Raw genomic sequence first — 19,051 nt, 5'->3', positions numbered from 1 at the left:
CTGTGGTGCTGATCGGACCCATGGGCTCAGGGAAGTCGACCGTCGGCGCCAAGCTGGGCGACCTGCTGGGAGTGGCCGCCCTGGACACCGATCACCTCTTCGACGAGGTGCACGGACCCATCCCGGCCTACTTCGCAGTCCACGGGGAGCCGGCCTTCCGGGCGGCCGAGTCCGAGATCGTCCTCACCGCCCTCTCGGTGGCCCGGCCCACGGTGCTCTCGCTGGGCGGCGGATCCGTGATCTCCGCCACCACGCGGCAGGCGCTGCGTCAGGGTCCTGCCGTGTCCTATCTGGATGTGGACGAGACGGAGGCCCTGGCCAGACTGGGTGGGGGAGAGGGGCGACCGGTGCTCGCCGGAGACCCGGCCCGGACGTGGCGCCGTATCCGCTCCGAGCGCGAACACCTGTACCGTGAAGTGGCGACCTGGACCGTGACGACCACGGGCCTGGACGCCGATCAGGTGGCCGAGCGCATCGCCGATCTGCTGGCCGCCCAGGCCGTGCAGGCCCCTCCGGCCGTCCCTGACCGGCAGCACCCCGACGACCAGCACCCAGGAGATGCCCGCTGATGAGCGAGCCCACCACTGACCCCGTCCAGCAGACTCCCGCCCCCGCACCGGAGTCGCCCGAACCGACCGTCATCCCGGTCTCCGGAGGCTCGGCCGCCGCTGCCTCAGGAGGCTATGACGTCGTCGTCGGGACCGGACTGCTGGGCCGTCTGCCCGAGATGCTGGGGCCCCAGGTCCGCCGAGTCCTGATCATCCACCCCCGAGCGCTGCGCGCCACCGGAGACGTGGTCAAGTCCGACCTGGAGACAGCAGGCTTCACCGCTCTCTCGGCCGAGATCCCGGACGCCGAGGAGGGCAAGCACATCGAGGTGGCGGCCTTCTGCTGGCAGGTGCTGGGCCAGAACGACTTCACCCGCTCGGACGCCATCGTGGCGGTGGGCGGCGGTGCCGTGACCGATGTGGCCGGATTCGTGGCCGCCACCTGGCTGCGCGGAGTGCGTGTGGTGCACATGCCCACCACCCTGCTGGGCATGGTGGACGCCGCCGTGGGCGGCAAGACCGGCATCAACACCGCCGAGGGCAAGAACCTGGTGGGCGCCTTCCACCCGCCGGCCGGTGTGCTGGCGGATCTGGACACCCTGCTGACCCTGCCCCGCAACGAGCTGGTCTCCGGACTGGCCGAGGTGGTCAAGTGCGGCTTCATCGCCGACCCCACGATCCTGGAGATCATCGAGTCCAACCCGGAGCAGGCTCAGAACCCCCACTCCACCCAGCTGCGCGAGCTGATCGAGCGGGCCATCTCGGTCAAGGCCCGCGTGGTCTCCGAGGATCTGCGCGAATCCGGGCTGCGCGAGATGCTCAACTACGGGCACACCCTGGGCCATGCGATCGAGCACGCCGAGCGGTACCAGTGGCGCCACGGGGCCGCGGTGGCAGTGGGCATGGTCTTCGCTGCGGAGCTGGCCCGATCCGTGGGTCGCCTGGATGACGCGACGGCGGACCGGCACCGCAACGTGCTGGAGTCACTGGGGCTTCCCGTCACCTACCGCGGAGACCGGTGGGAGACCCTGCTGGAGGGCATCCGCCGGGACAAGAAGAACCGCGGCGACCAGCTGCGCTTCGTCCTGCTGGACGGGCTGGCCGATCCCACCACCTATGACGTGCCGGACGCCTCGCTGCTGTTCGCGGCGTACCAGGAGATCGCCGAACAGTGACCGGCCAGGAGGTGGCGCTGCCGTGCGTGGCCCGCACGCGCAGGGTCACCCCTGGAGTGCCCGTAGAATGGGTCACCGGATTGACGACTGCATGACCGCTGACCGACGGAGAGAATGACTGTGGCATCGACGAACGACATCAAGAACGGAACCGTGCTGAACCTGGACGGTCAGCTGTGGAACGTCATCGAGTTCCAGCACGTGAAGCCGGGCAAGGGCGGGGCGTTCGTGCGCACCAAGCTCAAGAACGTCACCACCGGCAAGACCGTGGACAAGACCTTCAACGCCGGTGCGAAGGTCGACACCGCCACCGTGGACCGCTCGGACTACCAGTACCTGTACCAGGACGGCGAGGACTACGTGTTCATGGACACGAAGACCTACGACCAGATCAATGTCCCTGCCTCCGTGGTCGGCGACGCCGCCAACTTCATGCTGGAGAACCAGGAGGTGACCATCGCGCTCAACGAGGGCACTCCGCTGTACCTGGACATGCCCGCCTCGGTCATCCTGGAGATCACCTACTCGGAGCCGGGCCTGCAGGGCGACCGCTCCTCGGCCGGCACCAAGCCCGCCACCCTGGAGACCGGCTATGTCATCCAGGTGCCCCTGTTCGTGGAGCAGGGCACCAAGGTCAAGGTCGACACCCGCACCGGGGACTACCTCGGCCGCGTCAACGACTGATCGACGGTGAGCGCACGAGGCAAGGCCCGCAGGCGGGCACTGGAGATCCTCTTTGAGGCTGAGGCCCGCGGGACGGTGGCCACGGACGGCATCACCGCCCGCCGTGAGTCCACCGAACAGGTCATCAATCCCTACACCGTGGAGATCGTGAACGGCGTGGTGGCCGAGCAGGAGCGGATCGACGAGTTCCTCTCCTCCTACGCCCAGGGGTGGACCCTGGACCGGATGCCCGCTGTGGACCGGATCATCCTGCGGGTGGGCTCCTGGGAGCTGCTGTTCAACGATGAGATCCCGGACGGCGTGGCCGTGGCCGAAGCGGTCTCCATGGCCAAGGAGATGTCCACGGACGCCTCCCCGGACTTCGTCAACGGTCTGCTGGGCCGGCTGCAGCAGCTCAAACCCACCCTGCTGGCCTGACCCAGGACCACTCCGATCGGTTGCCCTGGCGTGGCCGGTCACACAGTGGCCGGCGGGCCAGGGCGTCCCGACCCGCTGATACAGTGGACTGCGGACCACACACCCCCACCACGGGGATGCGTTTCCTTTAAATTCCGTCCTGTGAGGCGGGGAAGGAGGCAGTGTTGGCAATGTCCCCAGCGCCCGATCCGGCGCCGACGACTGCTGCACCGCGAGCGGCTCGGACCGTGCTGTCCGCCGCTGACATCGACCGGGCCCTGACCCGGATCGCCCACGAGATCCTGGAGTCCAACAAGGGCCCGGAGAACCTCGTCCTGCTGGGCATCCCCCGCCGCGGCTACCCGCTGGCCCAGCGTCTGGCGGCCAAGCTGGCCGGCATCGAGCCGGGATTCGACCCAGAGGCCTCCACCGGACAGCTGGACGTCACCATGTACCGTGACGATCTGCGCCGCTCCACCTCACGCACCCCGGCCCCCACCCGCCTGCCGGCCCGCGGCGTGGACGGGGCCGTCGTCGTGCTGGTGGATGATGTGCTCTTCTCCGGCAGGACCATCCGCGCGGCGTTGGACGCGCTCTCGGACATCGGCAGACCTGACGTGGTCCGACTGGGCGTCCTGGTGGACCGCGGCCACCGCGAACTGCCCATCCGTGCGGACTTCGTGGGCAAGAACCTGCCGACCTCCACCGCCGAGCGCGTCCAGGTCCGGTTGACCGAGATCGACGGGCCGGACGGCACCGGTGAGTCGGCCGAGGACGGCGTGAGCATCTTCGACCGTGCCGACGAGCCCGGTGATGCACGATGAAGCACCTGCTCTCCACGGCCGACCTCTCCCGGTCCGATGCCCTCCAGATCCTGGACACCGCCGAGGAGATGGCCGCCGTCTCCGGGCGCGAGGTCAAGAAGCTGCCGGCCCTGCGCGGCCGCACCGTGGTCAACCTCTTCCTCGAGGACTCCACCCGCACCCGCATCTCCTTCGAGGCCGCGGCCAAGCGGCTGAGCGCCGATGTCATCAACTTCTCCGCGAAGGGCTCCTCGGTCTCCAAGGGCGAGTCCCTCAAGGACACCGTGCAGACCCTGGAGGCGATCGGCGCGGACGCGATCGTCATGCGCCACTGGGGATCGGGCGCCGCCGCTCAGCTGGCCTCCTCCGGCTGGATCACCTCCGCCGTGGTGAACGCCGGGGACGGCACCCATGAGCACCCCACCCAGGCCCTGCTGGACGCCTTCACCCTGCGCCGGCACCTGAGCCGCCGTCACGGTTCTGCCCCGCACGGGCGGGACCTGGAGGGCATGCACGTGGTGATCGTGGGGGACATCCTGCACTCCCGGGTCGCCCGCTCCAATGTGTGGCTGCTGACCACGCTCGGCGCCCGCGTCACCCTGGCCGCCCCGCCCACCCTGATGCCCTTCGGGGTGGATGCCTGGCCGTGCGAGGTCACCTACTCCCTGGACGAGGCCCTGGCCACCGGACCGGACGCCGTGATGATGCTCCGCGTGCAGGCCGAGCGGATGAAGGACGCGTTCTTCCCCTCCGCCGCCGAGTACACCCGCTCCTGGGGTCTGACGGACGAGCGCCTGGCCGTCTTCGAGTCCACCAGCGCCGCTGACGCCATCATCATGCACCCCGGCCCCATGAACCGCGGACTGGAGATCTCCTCCGCCGCGGCAGACTCACCGCGCAACACCGCACTGGAGCAGGTCACCAACGGCGTCTCCGTGCGCATGGCTGTGCTCTACCTGCTGCTCTCCGGCAGCGCCCCCGACTCCCAGGAGGCCACCGTATGACCGCCACCGAACCGTCCCATCTGATCCTCGGTGCCACGATGCCGAACGGGACCACCGCCGATGTCCTGATCCAGGGCGAGGTGATCGCCGCCGTCGGGACGGACGCCGCGGACCGCGCTGACGAGGCCACCGTGCGCATCGAGGCCGCTGGCCGGGTGCTGCTGCCGGGCCTGGTGGACCTGCACACCCACCTGCGTGAGCCCGGCAAGGAGGACGCCGAGACCGTCGAGACCGGCACCCGCGCCGCGGCCATGGGCGGCTTCACCTCCGTGCACGCCATGGCCAACTCCACGCCGGTGGCAGACACCGCGGGCGTGGTGGAACAGGTCTGGCAGCTGGGCCAGGAGGCCGGCTGGTGTGATGTCCACCCGGTGGGTGCGGTCACCGTGGGCCTGGCGGGCGAGCAGCTGGCCGAACTCGGCGCCATGGCCCAGTCCCGCGCCCAGGTCCGGATGTTCTCCGATGACGGCATGTGCGTGCAAGACCCCGTGCTGATGCGCCGAGCACTGGAGTACGTCAAGGCCTTCGACGGCTTCATCGCCCAGCACGCCCAGGAGCCGAAGTTGACCGCCGGTGCGCAGATGAACGAGGGGGAGCTCTCCTCCATGCTCGGTCTGGCCGGCTGGCCTGCCGTGGCCGAGGAGGCGATCATCGCCCGCGACGTGCTGCTGGCCCAGCATGTGGGCTCGCGGCTGCACGTCTGCCACGTCTCCACGGCCGGTTCGGTGGAGATCATCCGGTGGGCCAAGGAGCGCGGGATCGAGGTGACCGCCGAGGCCACTCCGCACCACCTGCTGCTCACTGAGGAGCTGGTGCGCACCTACAACCCGGTGTTCAAGGTCAACCCACCGCTGCGCCGTGAGTCGGACGTCATGGCCCTGCGCGAAGGCCTGGCGGACGGCACCATCGACACCATCGGCACCGACCACGCCCCGCACACCGCCGAGACCAAGGAGTGCGAGTGGACGGTGGCCGCCATGGGCATGACCGGTCTGGAGACCGCCCTGCCCGTGGTCCAGCACGCCCTGGTGGACACCGGTCTGATGGACTGGGCCGGCGTGGCGCGGGTGATGAGCGTGAATCCGGCGCGCATCGCGCGCCTGGAGACCCAGGGGCAGATGGACCCCGACGGCGGCCTGGCAGCAGGTGCCCCGGCCCACCTGGCCCTCTACGACCCCAACATCACCCGCACGGTGGATCCGGAGACGCACACCACCAAGTCCCGCAACAGCCCGTACCGCGGCATGGAGCTGCCGGGCCAGATCACCGACGTGTTCTACGGGGGACATCCCGTGGTGCGCGACCGTGCCCTGTCCGCCCCGCGCCAGCACCGCTGAACCAGACTGCCTCCCGTATCCCCTCCGAGCACCGAAGGACCAGACCGCCTGTGACCGAGAACGCCGCAGCCTCCCCCCTGACCTTGCTGACTGTGGCGGCGATCGCCGCCCTGATCTTCGCACTGATCGCCTGGGGATGGCGCAACCGCAAGCGACGTCAGCAGGATCTCGCCGCTCCCGCCGGGGTCCCGCAGCGGGTTTTGGACGCCGAGCCGCTGGCCGGCGCCGAAGGGATGTATGTCTCCACCGTCCGCGGTCGTGACTGGCTGGACCGGATCGCCGTGCATGGCCTGGGTCTGCGCACCACCGCGCGCCTGGAGGTCCACCCGGACGGCGTGGCCCTGCTGCGCAGCGGAGCCGAGAACCTGTTCATTCCCGCTGCGGACCTCACGGATGTGCGTCTGGAGTCAGGGATGCAGGGCAAGTTCGTGGAACGCGACGGACTGCTCGTGGTCTCCTGGATGCTGGGAGCGGACGAGGTCTCCACCGGCTTCCGCACCCGGGCCGCGGCTGACCGGGCCCCGCTGATGGAGGCCCTGCAGTCACTGACCGGCACGGCCACCGCCGCCGTTCCAGCCACCCCTGATCCCACTGACACCACCGACCGTTGATTCGCCGCTGACACGCCGTTGAGAAGAGAAGAACCCATGAGCCAGAACCACTCCCCGTCGGCCGCGTCCGCTGCAGGATCCGCTGCCGCCCAGCCTGCTCTGCTCGTCCTGGAGGACGGCACCGTCCACCGTGGCCGGTCCTACGGCGCCGTGGGCACCACCCTCGGTGAGGCCGTCTTCACCACCGGGATGACCGGGTATCAGGAGACGCTGACCGATCCCTCCTACGCCCGCCAGATCGTGGTGCAGACCTTCCCGCACATCGGCAACACCGGGGTGAATGACGAAGACCCGGAGTCCCGGGCCATGTTCGTGGCCGGCTACGTGGTGCGTGACGCGGCCCGCCGCGCCTCCAACTGGCGTGCCCAGCGCACGCTGGACGAGGAGCTGCAGGCCCAGGGCGTCGTCGGGATCCAGGGGGTGGACACCCGGGCGATCACCCGTCACCTGCGCTCCGAGGGCTCCATGAAGGCTGGGATCTTCTCCGGAGAGGCTGCCGAGCGTCCGGTCGCCGAACTGGTGGCCGAGGTCCAGGGCCAGCCCTCCATGGCCGGGGCGCGCCTGGCCGAGGAGGTCACCACGGTGCAGCCCTACACGGTGGAGCCCGCCGACCACGGATGGGAGAGCGAGCCGCTGTTCGAGGTCGCGGCGATCGACCTGGGCATCAAGGCCGCCACGCCCCGCCACCTGGCCCAGCGTGGGGTGCGCCTGCACGTGCTGCCGGCCACGGCCAGCTACCAGGACATCGCCGCGCTGGATCCGGACGGCGTGTTCCTCTCCAACGGTCCTGGCGATCCGGCCACAGCCGACGCCCAGGTGGAGCTGCTCACCCAGGTGCTGGACGCCGGGCTGCCCTTCTTCGGGATCTGCTTCGGCAACCAGATCTTCGGACGGACGCTGGGCTTCGGCACCTACAAGCTGCCGTTCGGCCACCGCGGTCCCAACCAGCCGGTGATGGACAAGGCCACCGGACGGGTGGAGATCACCTCCCAGAACCACGGGTTCGCCGTGGATGCGCCGCTGGGTGAGGTGGTCACCGCGCCGAACGAGCGGTTCGGCCGGGTGGAGGTCTCCCACTGGTCCCTGAACGACCAGGTGGTCGAGGGACTGCGCCTGCTGGACCGCCCCGCCTTCTCCGTCCAGTTCCACCCCGAGTCGGCGGCCGGACCGCATGACTCCGCCGGTCTGTTCGATCGGTTCATCACCCTCATGCAGCAGCGCTCGGCCGCCGCCGGCACCGCCGCCGCCCAGACCACCTCCGAAGGAGCCTGACCCACGATGCCCAAGCGCACTGATCTGAACTCTGTCCTGGTCATCGGCTCCGGTCCGATTGTGATCGGACAGGCCGCCGAGTTCGACTACTCCGGCACCCAGGCCATCCGGGTGCTCAAGGAGGAGGGCATCCGCGTGGTGCTCGTGAACTCCAACCCGGCCACCATCATGACCGATCCCGAGCTCGCCGATGCCACGTACGTCGAGCCCATCACCCCGGAGGTGGTCGAGAAGATCATCGCCGCTGAGCGTCCGGACGCCGTGCTGCCCACCTTGGGCGGCCAGACCGCGCTGAACACCGCCATCGCCCTGGACAAGAACGGGGTGCTGGAGAAGTACGGCGTGGAGCTGATCGGCGCCAACATCGAGGCGATCGAGCTCGGTGAGAACCGTGAGCTGTTCAAGGGCGTGGTGGAGCGCTGCGGCGCCGAGTCCGCGCAGTCCGAGATCGTCCACACCATGGATGAGGCCCTGGCCGCCGCCGAGAAGCTGGGTTACCCCATGGTGGTCCGCCCCTCCTTCACCATGGGCGGGCTGGGCTCGGGCATGGCCTATGACGAGGCCGACCTGCGCCGGATCGCCGGAGCGGGCCTGCAGTACTCGCCCACCTCGGAGGTGCTCCTGGAGGAGTCGATCCTGGGGTGGAAGGAGTACGAGCTGGAGATGATGCGCGACCGCAACGACAACGTCGTGGTGGTCTGCTCCATCGAGAACTTCGACCCGGTCGGCGTGCACACCGGCGACTCCATCACGGTGGCCCCGGCCATGACCCTGACCGACCGCGAGTTCCAGAAGATGCGGGACATCTCCATCGCCGTGATCCGTGAGGTCGGCGTGGACACCGGTGGCTGCAACATCCAGTTCGCGGTGAATCCCGAGGACGGCCGGATCATCGTGATCGAGATGAATCCCCGCGTCTCGCGCTCCTCGGCCCTGGCCTCCAAGGCCACCGGCTTCGCCATCGCCAAGATCGCCACCAAGCTGGCCGTGGGCTACACCCTGGACGAGATCCCCAACGACATCACCCAGAAGACCCCGGCCTCCTTCGAGCCGGTGCTGGACTACGTGGTGGTCAAGGTCCCGCGCTTCGCCTTCGAGAAGTTCCCGGCGGCCGACCCCACGCTGACCACCACCATGAAGTCGGTGGGCGAGGCCATGGCCATCGGCCGCAACTTCACCGAGGCCCTGCAGAAGGCTCTGCGATCCCTGGAGCAGAAGGGCGCCGAACTGGACTTCTCCTCGGTGCCGGACCAGGCCGAGCTGGCTGAGCTGATGGACCAGGTCAGGATCCCGACGACGCAGCGCCTCTCCCAGGTCCAGCGCGCCCTGATGGGTGGGGCCAGCATCGAGGAGATGTTCGAGGCCACCGGCATCGACCCCTGGTTCCTGGACCAGCTGGTGCTGATCAACGAGGTGGCGGCGCAGACCGCTCAGGCTCCGGAGCTGACCGAGCAGGTGCTGCGTCACGCCAAGCGGCACGGGTTCTCCGATGCTCAGATCGGCCTGCTGCGCCACATGGACCCCTCCGTGGTGCGCGGCGTGCGGCACGCGCTGGGGGTGCGCCCGGTGTACAAGACCGTGGACACCTGTGCCGCCGAGTTCGAGGCCTACACCCCGTACCGGTACTCCACCTATGACCTGGAGGACGAGGTCACCGAGCATGAGAAGCCCTCGGTGATCATCCTGGGGTCGGGGCCGAACCGGATCGGACAGGGCATCGAGTTCGACTACTCCTGCGTGCACGCCACGATGGCCCTGCGCGACGCCGGGTACGAGACCGTGATGGTCAACTGCAACCCGGAGACCGTCTCCACGGACTATGACATCTCCGACCGTCTCTACTTCGAGCCGCTGACCTTGGAGGACGTGCTGGAGATCATCGCCGCCGAGGAGCGCACCGGCGGGGTGATGGGCGTGTTCGTCCAGCTGGGCGGTCAGACACCGCTGAAGCTGGCCCAGCAGCTGGCGGATGCCGGAGTGACGATCCTGGGCACCTCCCCGGAGGCGATCGAGCTGGCCGAGCACCGCGGCGAGTTCGATCAGGTCCTGCAGCGTGGGGGACTGGTGGCCCCGAAGAACGGCACAGCCGTCTCCTTCGAGGACGCCAAGCGCGTGGCCGACTCGATCGGCTACCCGGTCCTGGTCCGTCCCTCCTTCGTGCTGGGCGGCCGTGGCATGGAGATCGTCTATGACGAGCCCTCGCTGTCCCGGTATGTGGAGCACGCCACCGAGATCACCCCGGAGCACCCCATGCTGGTGGACCGCTTCCTGGAGGACGCCGTGGAGATCGACGTGGACGCGCTCTTCGACGGCACCGACCTGTACATGGGCGGGATCATGGAGCACATCGAGGAGGCCGGCATCCACTCCGGCGACTCCGCCTGCGTGCTGCCCCCGCTCACCCTGGGCCCGGACACCGTGCAGCGGGTGCGTGAGGCCACGCGGATCATCGCCGAGGGCGTGGGCGTGCGCGGACTGATCAACATCCAGTTCGCCCTGGCCGCTGACGTGCTGTACGTGATCGAGGCGAACCCGCGCGCCTCCCGCACCGTGCCGTTCGTCTCCAAGGCCACCGGCGTGCAGCTGGCCAAGGCCGCGGCGCTGATCGGCACCGGCAGCAGCATCGCTGACCTCAAGGACCAGGGCATGCTGCCCTCCACCCATGACGGCTCCACCCTGCCACTGGACGCCCCGGTCTCGGTGAAGGAGGCCGTGCTGCCCTTCACCCGCTTCCGCACGCCGGAGGGTCGGGTCGTGGACTCCCTACTGGGCCCGGAGATGCGCTCCACCGGTGAGGTGATGGGCATCGACCGGTTCTACGACACCGCCTTCGCCAAGGCCCAGACCGCTGCCGGCGGACCCCTGCCCACCTCGGGCCGGGTCTTCGTCTCGGTGGCCAACCGGGACAAGCGCGGCGTGGTCATGCCCGTCAAGCGTCTGGTGGACCTGGGCTTCACCATCGTCTCCACGGGCGGCACCGCCGAGGTGCTGCGCCGCAACGGCATCCAGGCGGACGTGGTGGACAAGATCGCCGCCGCGGACGACGAGACCGGGGCCGGCACCATCCTGGAGCAGCTCACCGCCGGTGAGGTCGCCCTGGTGCTCAACACGCCCTCGGGCGGTGACTCCCGCGGGGACGGCTACGAAATCCGCGCCGCAGCCACCTCCATCGGCGTGCCGATGATCACCACGCTGGCCGAGTTCGGCGCGGCGATCCAGGCCATCGAGGCGGTGCGCGAGCACGAATGGTCGGTGACCAGCCTGCAGGACCATGACCGAGCCCTCCAGGAGGCCATCACCCGCGCCGGGGCCGCACAGTGAACCAGCCCGACGACGTCCGGCAGGCGAGCGTTCCGGCGCCGGTCCGCGTTCCCTTCGGTCAGCGGCTGGCCGCCGCGATGCAGGAGCACGGTCCGCTGTGCATGGGCATCGATCCCCATGCGGGACTGCTGGCCGAGTGGGGACTGACGGACACCGCTGAAGGCCTGGAGACCTTCTCGCTGCGGTCGCTGGAGGCGGCCGCAGCGGAGGGGGTGGCCGCGATCAAGCCGCAGGTCGCCCTGTATGAGCGTCACGGATCGTCGGGCATCGCCGCGTTGGAACGGCTCCTGGGCCAGGCGCGCGATGCCGAGGTGCTCACCATCGCTGACGCCAAGCGCGGTGACATCGGCTCCACCATGGCTGGATATGCCGAGGCCTGGCTCTCGGACGGATCCCCTCTGGCCGCAGACGCGGTGACCCTGAGTCCCTACCTGGGATACGAGTCGTTGCGACCGGCCATCGATCTGGCCGTCCAGAACGGCCGAGGCGTGTTCGTCCTGGCACTGACCTCCAATCCAGAGGGAGCCTCGGTCCAGCATGTCGGCGGCGCCGACGGGTCGGTGGCGCGGTCCATCGCCAGGGCCGCTGCCGCGGACAATGCTGAGGCCGGGCCGGACCACCTGGGCCCCGTCGGACTGGTGGTGGGTGCCACGGTGGCTGAGGATGCTGCGCGGCTGGGCCTGGATCTGGCCACCGTGGGCGGTGCGTTGCTGGCCCCTGGCTTCGGCGCCCAGGGAGCCACCGCCCACGGCATGAAGACCGGGTTCGGGCAGGCCTGGCCGCACGTGGTGGCGACGTCCAGCCGAGCCATCCTCCAGGCCGGACCCACGATCGAGAGCCTGCGCGAGGCGATTCGTCGAAATCGGGCTGATCTGGCCGGATGACCTGTCGGCTTTCCTGGAATCGAGCCCCGGTTACCGATCAGTTTCATATTTCACTGCACCTTGGATGAGGCCTGTGCATTGTATTCATAGAGGCCCAGGTCGCTGTATAGTCTGAACCCAGATCTTGTATTCTCAGGTGTCATTGTGGGAACCAGAACCCCACCCCGACTGGATCTCGACACCCCAAGGTGGTTCAGCATGGCATTGAAGGATCTTTCACCCCAGGAGCGTGCGGCCGCTCGCGCCAAGGCGCTGGAGGCCAGGTCGGCACGAGCCGACCTGAAGGAGCAGTTCCGGCAGGAGAAGATCGGACTGCGTGAGGTGTTCGCAGCGGCGGACCAGGACCCGGCGATCGCGAGGATGCGCACCATCGACCTGCTCCAGACCCTCCACGGAGTGGGGGAGGTGCGTGCCAACGGCATCATGGACTCCTGTCAGGTGTCCCGCAGTCGTCGCCTGGGAGGCCTGGGCCGTCGCCAGCGCGAGGCGCTGATCGCCTATATTGGCCGGTAGGCCACCTCTGGCTGGCAGGTCCCTGCACGGGCTCGCCGGGTGCGGAGGCCCGCCAGACCCACTGCACCTGATCCACCAGCGCCTGTCCGGGAGGACCTGTGACCTCATCCAGCCCCGATGCTCCCGCGATTCCCGGACCTCGACCGGTCCGGACTCGCGAGGAGCTCAGCTCTCCAGGCCGTCCACAGGTCACGGTCCTGGCCGGACCCACTGCGGTGGGCAAGGGGACGGTCTCGCAGTTCATCCGCGAGCACTTCCCTCAAGTGTGGCTCTCCGTCTCCGCCACCACCCGGGCGGCTCGGCCAGGCGAGGAGGACGGGCGGCACTACTTCTTCGTCAGTCCCGAGCGGTTCGACGAACTGGTCGAGCAGGACCAGATGCTCGAGTGGGCGGTGGTGCACGGTGTAAACCGCTACGGAACGCGGCGGGACACCGTCCAGCAGGCGTTGGACCAGGGACAGCGTGTTCTGTTGGAGATCGACCTCCAGGGAGCTCGCCAGGTGCGCGAGTCCCTCCCGGAGGCGACCTTCGTCTTCCTGGCCCCGCCGAGTTGGGACGAACTGGTCCACCGTTTGGTCGGGCGCGGCACGGAGTCGCCTGAGGAACAGCGGCGTCGCCTGGAAACAGCTAGAATGGAACTCGCTGCCGAGCCGGAGTTCGATGCTGTGGTGGTCAATGACACCGTGGAGCGCGCCGCTGAGGAGCTGGTGCGCATCATGGGCCTGGACCCCGCTGAGCGTCGCTGAGCTCGGCACCGGCTGCCTGAGCAGCCCATCAGACTCCGCCCTCACACCGAGTGGCGCGACCCCTAGACAGACCGTGGAGACCCTGTGACCGAACTGTACGAAGGCATCGTCAACCCGCCCATCGACTCCCTGCTGGACAAGGTTGACTCCAAGTACGCCCTGGTGCTGTTCGCCGCCAAGCGAGCCCGCCAGATCAACGCCTACTACTCCCAGCTGCACGAGGGCCTCTTCGAGTACGTCGGCCCCCTGGTGGACACCAAGCTCAACGAGAAGCCGCTGTCCATCGCCCTGCGCGAGGTCGATGAGAACCTGCTGGAGATCGCCCCGGCCGTGGACGAGCCGGCCGAGCCCGCCGCTGACGAGTTCGCCGACTTCAGCCTGGAGGGCCAGGACGACTCCGCAGCCTTCTCCGATGAGGGCTTCCTGCCGGACGCTCCGGTGGCCGACGCCACCACCGACCCCGGCACCGCCACGGATGACGTCCCCGCAGCCGAGCAGGCCGAAGGCGGCGATCTGGACGGCACCCCCACCGAGGGTGACGAAGACCAGCAGTGACCCCCTGCTCCGGCCGGTGCCTGACGGCGCCGGCCGGAGCTGTCTTCAGGCCCAGAGCTCCGGAACTGCACCGGAGTGCAGCAGACAGGAGTGCCACGGATGCGGATCGTCCTGGGAGTGACCGGCGGAATCGCCGCCTACAAGTCAGCGCTGCTGCTGCGCCTGATGAAGGAGGCCGGACACCACGTGGACGTGGTCCCCACTCCAGCGGCACTGAACTTCGTGGGGAAGGCCACCTGGGAGGCGCTCTCGGGGAGGCCGGTGCACACCGACACCTTCGAGGCTGTGGACCAGGTCAACCACGTGCGCCTGGGCCGAGAGGCCGAGCTGGTGGTGGTGGCCCCGGCGACCGCTGACTCCCTGGCTCGAGCGGCGACCGGCCTGGCCTCGGACCTGCTGGGCAACGTCCTGCTGACTGCCACCTGCCCGGTGCTGATGGCGCCGGCCATGCACACCGAGATGTGGCTGCATCCGGCCACCCAGGCCCATGTGGCCACGCTGCGCGAGCGCGGTGTGCACGTGATGGACCCGGACTCGGGCCGACTCACGGGACGGGACTCCGGCCCCGGTCGCCTGCCGGAGATGGATCGGATCTGGTCCGAGGCACAACGATGGGCCGCCACCGCTCCTCGTTCCTCGCGCCAGTCAGCCCAGACTGCATCCGAGGACTCACCCCAGAGCGCTGCCCGGCATGAGTCCTGGGCATCAGTGCTGTCGTCCCCCTCGCCCTCGAAGACCGCCGCCGGCCCTCTCACCGGCCGGACCGTCGTCGTGACCGCCGGAGGCACCCGGGAGGCACTGGATCCGGTGCGCTATCTGGGCAACCGGTCCTCCGGGAAGATGGGAGTGGCCCTGGCTGAGGCCGCTCTGGCAGCCGGGGCGTCGGTGCGGTTCATCGGGGCCGCCATGGACGTGCCGGCACCGAGCGGTGCGGAGGTCACCCGCGTGGAGTCCACCGGGGAGCTGCGCGAGGCGGTGTTCGCCCACTGTGCCGGAGCCGACGGACTGATCATGGCTGCTGCTGTGGCCGACTTCCGGCCGGCCGAGTACACCGACGCCAAGATCAAGAAGACCGAGGATGGAGCCAGCCCGGTCATCACCCTGGAACGGACCCCGGACATCCTGGCCGAGACGGTGTGCCGCCGAACCGAGGGAGCGGACGTGCCGCCGGTGATCGTCGGCTTCGCCGCCGAGACGGGGGACGACTCAGGCTCCGTGCTCGAGTACGGCGCGGCCAAGCTGCAGCGCAAGGGGTGTGAGGCGCTGGTGGTCAACCAGGTCGGGCGGGACCAGGTGTTCGGTCAGGACACCACGGAGGTCACCGTGCTCTTCGCCGACGGGCGTGAACCGGTCCAGGCGGCGGGAAGCAAGGCCGAGGCGGCATCCGTGGTGGTGGAGCAGCTCGCGGGCCTGATGGGCCGTGAGGTCCAGCCTGGCTAGGATGGTCCGGTGACTGACGCTGCGAACACCTCCCCGAGCCCGTACGAGTCCTACTCCGGAGTGGGAGGACGCGGACTGCGCCTGTTCACCTCCGAGTCCGTCACGAGCGGACATCCGGACAAGATCTGCGACCAGATCTCCGACTCCATCCTCGACGCGCTCCTGGCCGCCGACCCTGACGCCATGGTGGCAGTGGAGACCCTGACCACCACCGGACTGGTGCACGTGGCCGGAGAGGTCACCACCTCGGCCTACGTGGAGATCCCCACGATCGTGCGCCAGACCATCCTGGGGATCGGCTACGACTCCTCGGCCAACGGCTTCGACGGCGCCCGGTGCGGGGTGTCCATCTCGATCGGCCAGCAGTCACCGGAGATCAACGAGGGCGTGCAGTACTCCTGGGAGTGGCGCAACGGCTCCCGCGATCCCCTGGACCGTCAGGGCGCCGGCGACCAGGGCATCATGTTCGGCTACGCCTCCTCCGAGACCCCCGCCTTCATGCCCACGCCCATCTACCTGGCGCACCGACTCTCCGAGCGACTGACCCGCGTGCGCCAGTCCGAGAACGGGCTGGCCTACCTGCGCCCGGACGGCAAGACCCAGGTCACCGTGGGCTACGACGAGCATCACCTGCCCGTCTCGGTCGAGACCGTGGTGGTCTCCACCCAGCACACCGACGACGTCAGCCTGGACCAGCTGCGCCAGGACATCGCCGACCACGTGATCGCACCGGTGCTGCGAGACTCGGGACTCAAGCACGACCACACCCAGCTGATCGTCAACCCCGGGGGCCAGTTCGTCATCGGCGGCCCTGTGGGCGACGCCGGACTGACCGGACGCAAGATCATCGTGGACACCTACGGCGGCATGGCCCGCCACGGCGGCGGCGCCTTCTCCGGCAAGGACCCCTCCAAGGTGGACCGTTCGGCGGCCTACGCCATGCGGTGGGTGGCCAAGAACGTGGTGGCCAGCGGCCTGGCCGAGCGCGCCGAGTTCCAGGTGGCCTACGCGATCGGCAAGGCCCGTCCGGTCGGCCTCTATGTGGACACCTTCGGCACGGCCAAGGTCCCGGAAGAGCAGATCATCGAAGCGGTCAACCAGGTCTTCGACCTCCGCCCGCTGGCGATCATCGACCAGCTGGACCTCAAGCGTCCCATCTACGCCCGGACCGCGGCCCACGGCCACTTCGGCCGCACCGATCCGGACTTCACCTGGGAGCGGCTCGACCGCGTGGACGCTCTGCGCGACGCCGTCGGCTGGTGACCGCCGCGCCGCCGCCGGACGACGCGCTGTTCATCCTGCCCGATCCGGAGGAAGGGCCCCGAGGCCTGCCGGAGGTCGCGGGGGGATGGCCTGACGATCCCGTGGCCCAGGTGCTGCTCGACAGCCCGGTGCCCCACCTGGACCGGGAGTTCGACTACCTGGTGCCCCGGGAGATGGACGCCGAGGCTCAGCCGGGCGTGCGGGTCAAAGTCCGGTTCGGGCACCGCGACGTGACCGGGTGGCTGATCCGTCGCACAGCAGAGCCGTCCACGGGGACGAAGCTGCAGCCTCTGCGCCGGGTGGTCTCCGCCGAGCAGGTGCTCGCTCCTGAGGTGCTGGCCCTGGCCCGGGCAGCGGCGCGACGCTATGCCGGGACCACCGCGGACGTCCTGCGCCTGGCCCTGCCCCCGCGGGTGGCCAAGGTCGAGAAGGAGCTGCGCGTGGCACAGGTGGTTCCGGAAGCGACCGGCCAGTCCGGGGTCACGGATACACCCTCGGGTGCTGAGGCTGAGGAGACCTCATCGGAGCCTGCATCCCAGCGGGCTCAGGTCTGGTCTGAACTGTCCGGGGCAGAGGCCTTCTGGACGGCGGTCGCTGAGGGTGGACACCCTCGTTCTGCCGTGGTCCTGCCCAGCGCGCACGGCGCCTGGGACGCCGCCGTCATCCTGGCCGACTCGGCAGCCCTCGCCGTCAGCGCAGGGCGAGGGGCCGTCGTCGTGGTCCCTGATCAGCGGGATCTGGACCGGCTGTGCCGCGCGCTGGACGAACGGGTGGGGCCAGAGGGCTACGCCCGGCTCACGGCTGAAGACGGCCCGACGCCGCGCTACCGGTCGTTCCTGCAGCTGCTGCACGGCTCACGACGGATCGCCGTGGGGACACGGTCGGCGATCTGGGCCCCGGTGCAGGACCTGGGGCTGATCCTGGTCTGGAACGACGGAGACTCGCTGCTGGCCGAACCCCGAGCTCCCTATGCCCACACGCGGGAGGTCGCCCTGCTGCGGTCCGAGCTGGACGGCGCCGCGCTGATGTTCGCCTCCACTGCTCGAACTCCGGAGATCCAGCGGCTCGTGGAGTCCGGCTGGCTGCAGGAGCTGGCGGTGGACCGTCCGGGCCTGCACGCTGCGACGCCGCGCGTGGTCTCCACCGCGGACTCCTGGGAGTCCGAGCGTGATCCGTTCCTGCAGCGGGCACGTCTGCCTCAGGCGGCCTGGCGTGCGGCCCGGGAGGCGCTGGAAGGGCGTCACGGGGAACCCGGTCCGGTGCTGGTGCAGGTGGCCCGCAGCGGGTTCATCCCGGCGGTGCTGTGCCAGGACTGCGGCACTCCGGCGCGGTGTCAGGCCTGTGCCGGGCCGCTGGGTTACCCGGACCGTCATGCCGCCGCGCGCAGTGAGCTGGCCTGCAGGTGGTGCGGACGCCGTGAGCGTCGGTTCGCCTGTCCCGAGTGCGGGGGGCAGCGGCTGCGTGCTGGTTCACGTGGCGTGGACCGGACGGCGGAGGAGCTGGGCCGGGCCTTCCCCCACACTCCGGTGCTGTCCTCCTCGGGCGACCACATCCTGTCCACCGTGACAGATCGTCCCGCGCTGGTGGTGGCGACCACGGGCGCGGAACCGGTGGCCGAAGGCGGCTATGCGGCGGCGCTGCTGCTGGATGGAGACGCGCAGCTGCAGCGTGAAGGTCTGCGGGTGCCGGAACAGGTGCTGGCCCACTGGTTCGCGGCGGCATCGCTGGTACGGTCCCGGCAGGACGGGGGAGCCGTGGTGGTGACGGCCTCGCAGCAGGAGGTCGTCGGTGCCCTGGTGCGGATGGATCCTGCAGGCTTCGCCTCCCGCCAGCTGGAGGAGCGGCGGCAGCTGCACCTGCCGCCGGGCGCCCGGATGGCAGAGGTCACGGGGCCGGCCGGCGCCGTGGAGGCCTTCCTGACGCTGGTGGACGAGGCACTGGCCGTGCAGCCCCAGCGCCCGGGCGCGCCTGCAGGGGCGCATGCCCTGCCGTGGATCGGACCGGTGCCGGTGGAGGATCCGCGCGTGCTCGGCACGGCGGAGGCCTACGACGACGTCCCTCACCGTGCCCTGCTGTTCTTCCCCTATGCGCGGGCCGAGCAGGTGGTGGGCGCGTTGCGCGCGGCCCGGTCGGCCGCCAGTGCGCGGCGGGAGCATGAGCCGGTGCGCGTCCGTGTGGATCCGGCGGATCTGCCGTAGCCTCTGCGGACCGGATCGGTGACGGGCCATCCGGCGGCCCAGAGGCCACAGGGACCACACAGGGGGAGACCATGACCACCCAGAGCATCCGTCAGATCACCGGCGTCACCATGGCTGCGGGATTGGGACTGGCACTGCTGTCCGGCTGCGCACAGGAGCCTGCCCAGTTGACCTCCGGCACGGCAGCGCAGGCCTGCACGGAGGACACCTCGGCAGACACCGTCACGGTGGAGATGCTGGAGGAGGGCGTCCCGGTGGGCACGGCGGAGATCCCCGTCCTGCACAACGACTGCGACTGAAC

General features: G+C 69.6%; 18 protein-coding genes. All 18 read left to right on the top strand.

Features of this window, described 5'->3' with window-relative positions; genetic code table 11:
• Positions 1 to 5: 5 nt before the first annotated feature.
• The 18 genes from BM355_RS06315 to BM355_RS06230 all read left to right on the top strand — a co-directional run bounded on the left by BM355_RS06315 (position 6) and on the right by BM355_RS06230 (position 19,049).
• Positions 6 to 569: a shikimate kinase gene (locus BM355_RS06315; RefSeq protein WP_143109437.1), complete on the top strand. Its 564-nt coding sequence runs from the start codon at positions 6 to 8 to the stop codon at positions 567 to 569.
• Positions 569 to 1,723, top strand: a complete 1,155-nt coding sequence (gene aroB / locus BM355_RS06310) for a 3-dehydroquinate synthase (RefSeq protein WP_091696241.1) — start codon at positions 569 to 571, stop codon at positions 1,721 to 1,723. Before BM355_RS06315 ends, aroB begins: the two co-directional genes overlap by 1 nt.
• Before the next feature lie 120 nt (positions 1,724 to 1,843).
• A complete protein-coding gene (efp, locus tag BM355_RS06305) occupies positions 1,844 to 2,407 on the top strand; it encodes an elongation factor P (RefSeq protein ID WP_091696673.1) in 564 nt (187 codons plus the stop codon).
• Positions 2,408 to 2,413: 6 nt separating this feature from the next.
• Positions 2,414 to 2,824 carry a transcription antitermination factor NusB gene (nusB, locus tag BM355_RS06300; RefSeq protein ID WP_091696238.1) on the top strand — a complete coding sequence of 137 codons (411 nt, stop codon included), beginning with the start codon at positions 2,414 to 2,416 and terminating at the stop codon, positions 2,822 to 2,824.
• Positions 2,825 to 2,994: 170 nt separating this feature from the next.
• Positions 2,995 to 3,627, top strand: a complete 633-nt coding sequence (gene pyrR / locus BM355_RS06295) for a bifunctional pyr operon transcriptional regulator/uracil phosphoribosyltransferase PyrR (protein WP_091696236.1) — start codon at positions 2,995 to 2,997, stop codon at positions 3,625 to 3,627.
• Complete coding sequence (locus tag BM355_RS06290) at positions 3,624 to 4,610, top strand: aspartate carbamoyltransferase catalytic subunit (protein WP_091696233.1); 987 nt, start codon at positions 3,624 to 3,626, stop codon at positions 4,608 to 4,610. The genes pyrR and BM355_RS06290 overlap by 4 nt, the downstream gene beginning before the upstream one ends.
• Positions 4,607 to 5,947, top strand: coding sequence for a dihydroorotase (locus BM355_RS06285; protein WP_091696230.1), 1,341 nt, complete (start codon positions 4,607 to 4,609; stop codon positions 5,945 to 5,947). Before BM355_RS06290 ends, BM355_RS06285 begins: the two co-directional genes overlap by 4 nt.
• Positions 5,948 to 5,997: 50 nt before the next feature.
• A complete protein-coding gene (locus BM355_RS06280; RefSeq protein WP_245760641.1) occupies positions 5,998 to 6,558 on the top strand; it encodes a PH-like domain-containing protein in 561 nt (186 codons plus the stop codon).
• 36 nt (positions 6,559 to 6,594) lie between these two features.
• Entirely contained in the window at positions 6,595 to 7,830 is a 1,236-nt protein-coding gene (gene carA, locus BM355_RS06275; protein ID WP_091696228.1) for a glutamine-hydrolyzing carbamoyl-phosphate synthase small subunit, read from the top strand.
• Between the two features lie 6 nt (positions 7,831 to 7,836).
• Entirely contained in the window at positions 7,837 to 11,151 is a 3,315-nt protein-coding gene (gene carB, locus BM355_RS06270; protein WP_091696226.1) for a carbamoyl-phosphate synthase large subunit, read from the top strand.
• Between the two features lie 77 nt (positions 11,152 to 11,228).
• On the top strand, positions 11,229 to 12,035 hold the full coding sequence (gene pyrF / locus BM355_RS06265; RefSeq protein ID WP_091696669.1) for an orotidine-5'-phosphate decarboxylase: 807 nt from the start codon (positions 11,229 to 11,231) through the stop codon (positions 12,033 to 12,035).
• A gap of 198 nt (positions 12,036 to 12,233) precedes the next feature.
• Entirely contained in the window at positions 12,234 to 12,548 is a 315-nt protein-coding gene (mihF, locus tag BM355_RS06260; RefSeq protein WP_091696223.1) for an integration host factor, actinobacterial type, read from the top strand.
• Between the two features lie 128 nt (positions 12,549 to 12,676).
• Positions 12,677 to 13,294, top strand: a complete 618-nt coding sequence (gene gmk / locus BM355_RS06255; RefSeq protein ID WP_091696667.1) for a guanylate kinase — start codon at positions 12,677 to 12,679, stop codon at positions 13,292 to 13,294.
• 84 nt (positions 13,295 to 13,378) lie between these two features.
• Entirely contained in the window at positions 13,379 to 13,849 is a 471-nt protein-coding gene (gene rpoZ / locus BM355_RS06250) for a DNA-directed RNA polymerase subunit omega (protein ID WP_091696221.1), read from the top strand.
• A 99-nt stretch (positions 13,850 to 13,948) separates the two neighbouring features.
• Complete coding sequence (locus tag BM355_RS06245; RefSeq protein ID WP_091696219.1) at positions 13,949 to 15,289, top strand: bifunctional phosphopantothenoylcysteine decarboxylase/phosphopantothenate synthase; 1,341 nt, start codon at positions 13,949 to 13,951, stop codon at positions 15,287 to 15,289.
• 60 nt (positions 15,290 to 15,349) lie between these two features.
• Positions 15,350 to 16,552, top strand: coding sequence for a methionine adenosyltransferase (metK, locus tag BM355_RS06240; RefSeq protein WP_143109445.1), 1,203 nt, complete (start codon positions 15,350 to 15,352; stop codon positions 16,550 to 16,552).
• Positions 16,549 to 18,750 (top strand): primosomal protein N' family DNA-binding protein, encoded by a 2,202-nt coding sequence (locus BM355_RS06235; RefSeq protein WP_245760640.1) that lies wholly within the window; start codon positions 16,549 to 16,551, stop codon positions 18,748 to 18,750. Before metK ends, BM355_RS06235 begins: the two co-directional genes overlap by 4 nt.
• Positions 18,751 to 18,821: 71 nt before the next feature.
• A complete protein-coding gene (locus BM355_RS06230; RefSeq protein WP_091696213.1) occupies positions 18,822 to 19,049 on the top strand; it encodes a hypothetical protein in 228 nt (75 codons plus the stop codon).
• Positions 19,050 to 19,051 lie beyond the last annotated feature (2 nt).

The sequence above is a fragment of the Micrococcus terreus genome (genome assembly GCF_900116905.1).
In the GTDB taxonomy this organism is placed as follows: domain Bacteria; phylum Actinomycetota; class Actinomycetes; order Actinomycetales; family Micrococcaceae; genus Citricoccus; species Citricoccus terreus.
Note: the sequence above shows the minus strand (reverse complement) of the source record. Positions and strands in the feature narration are given on the sequence as shown.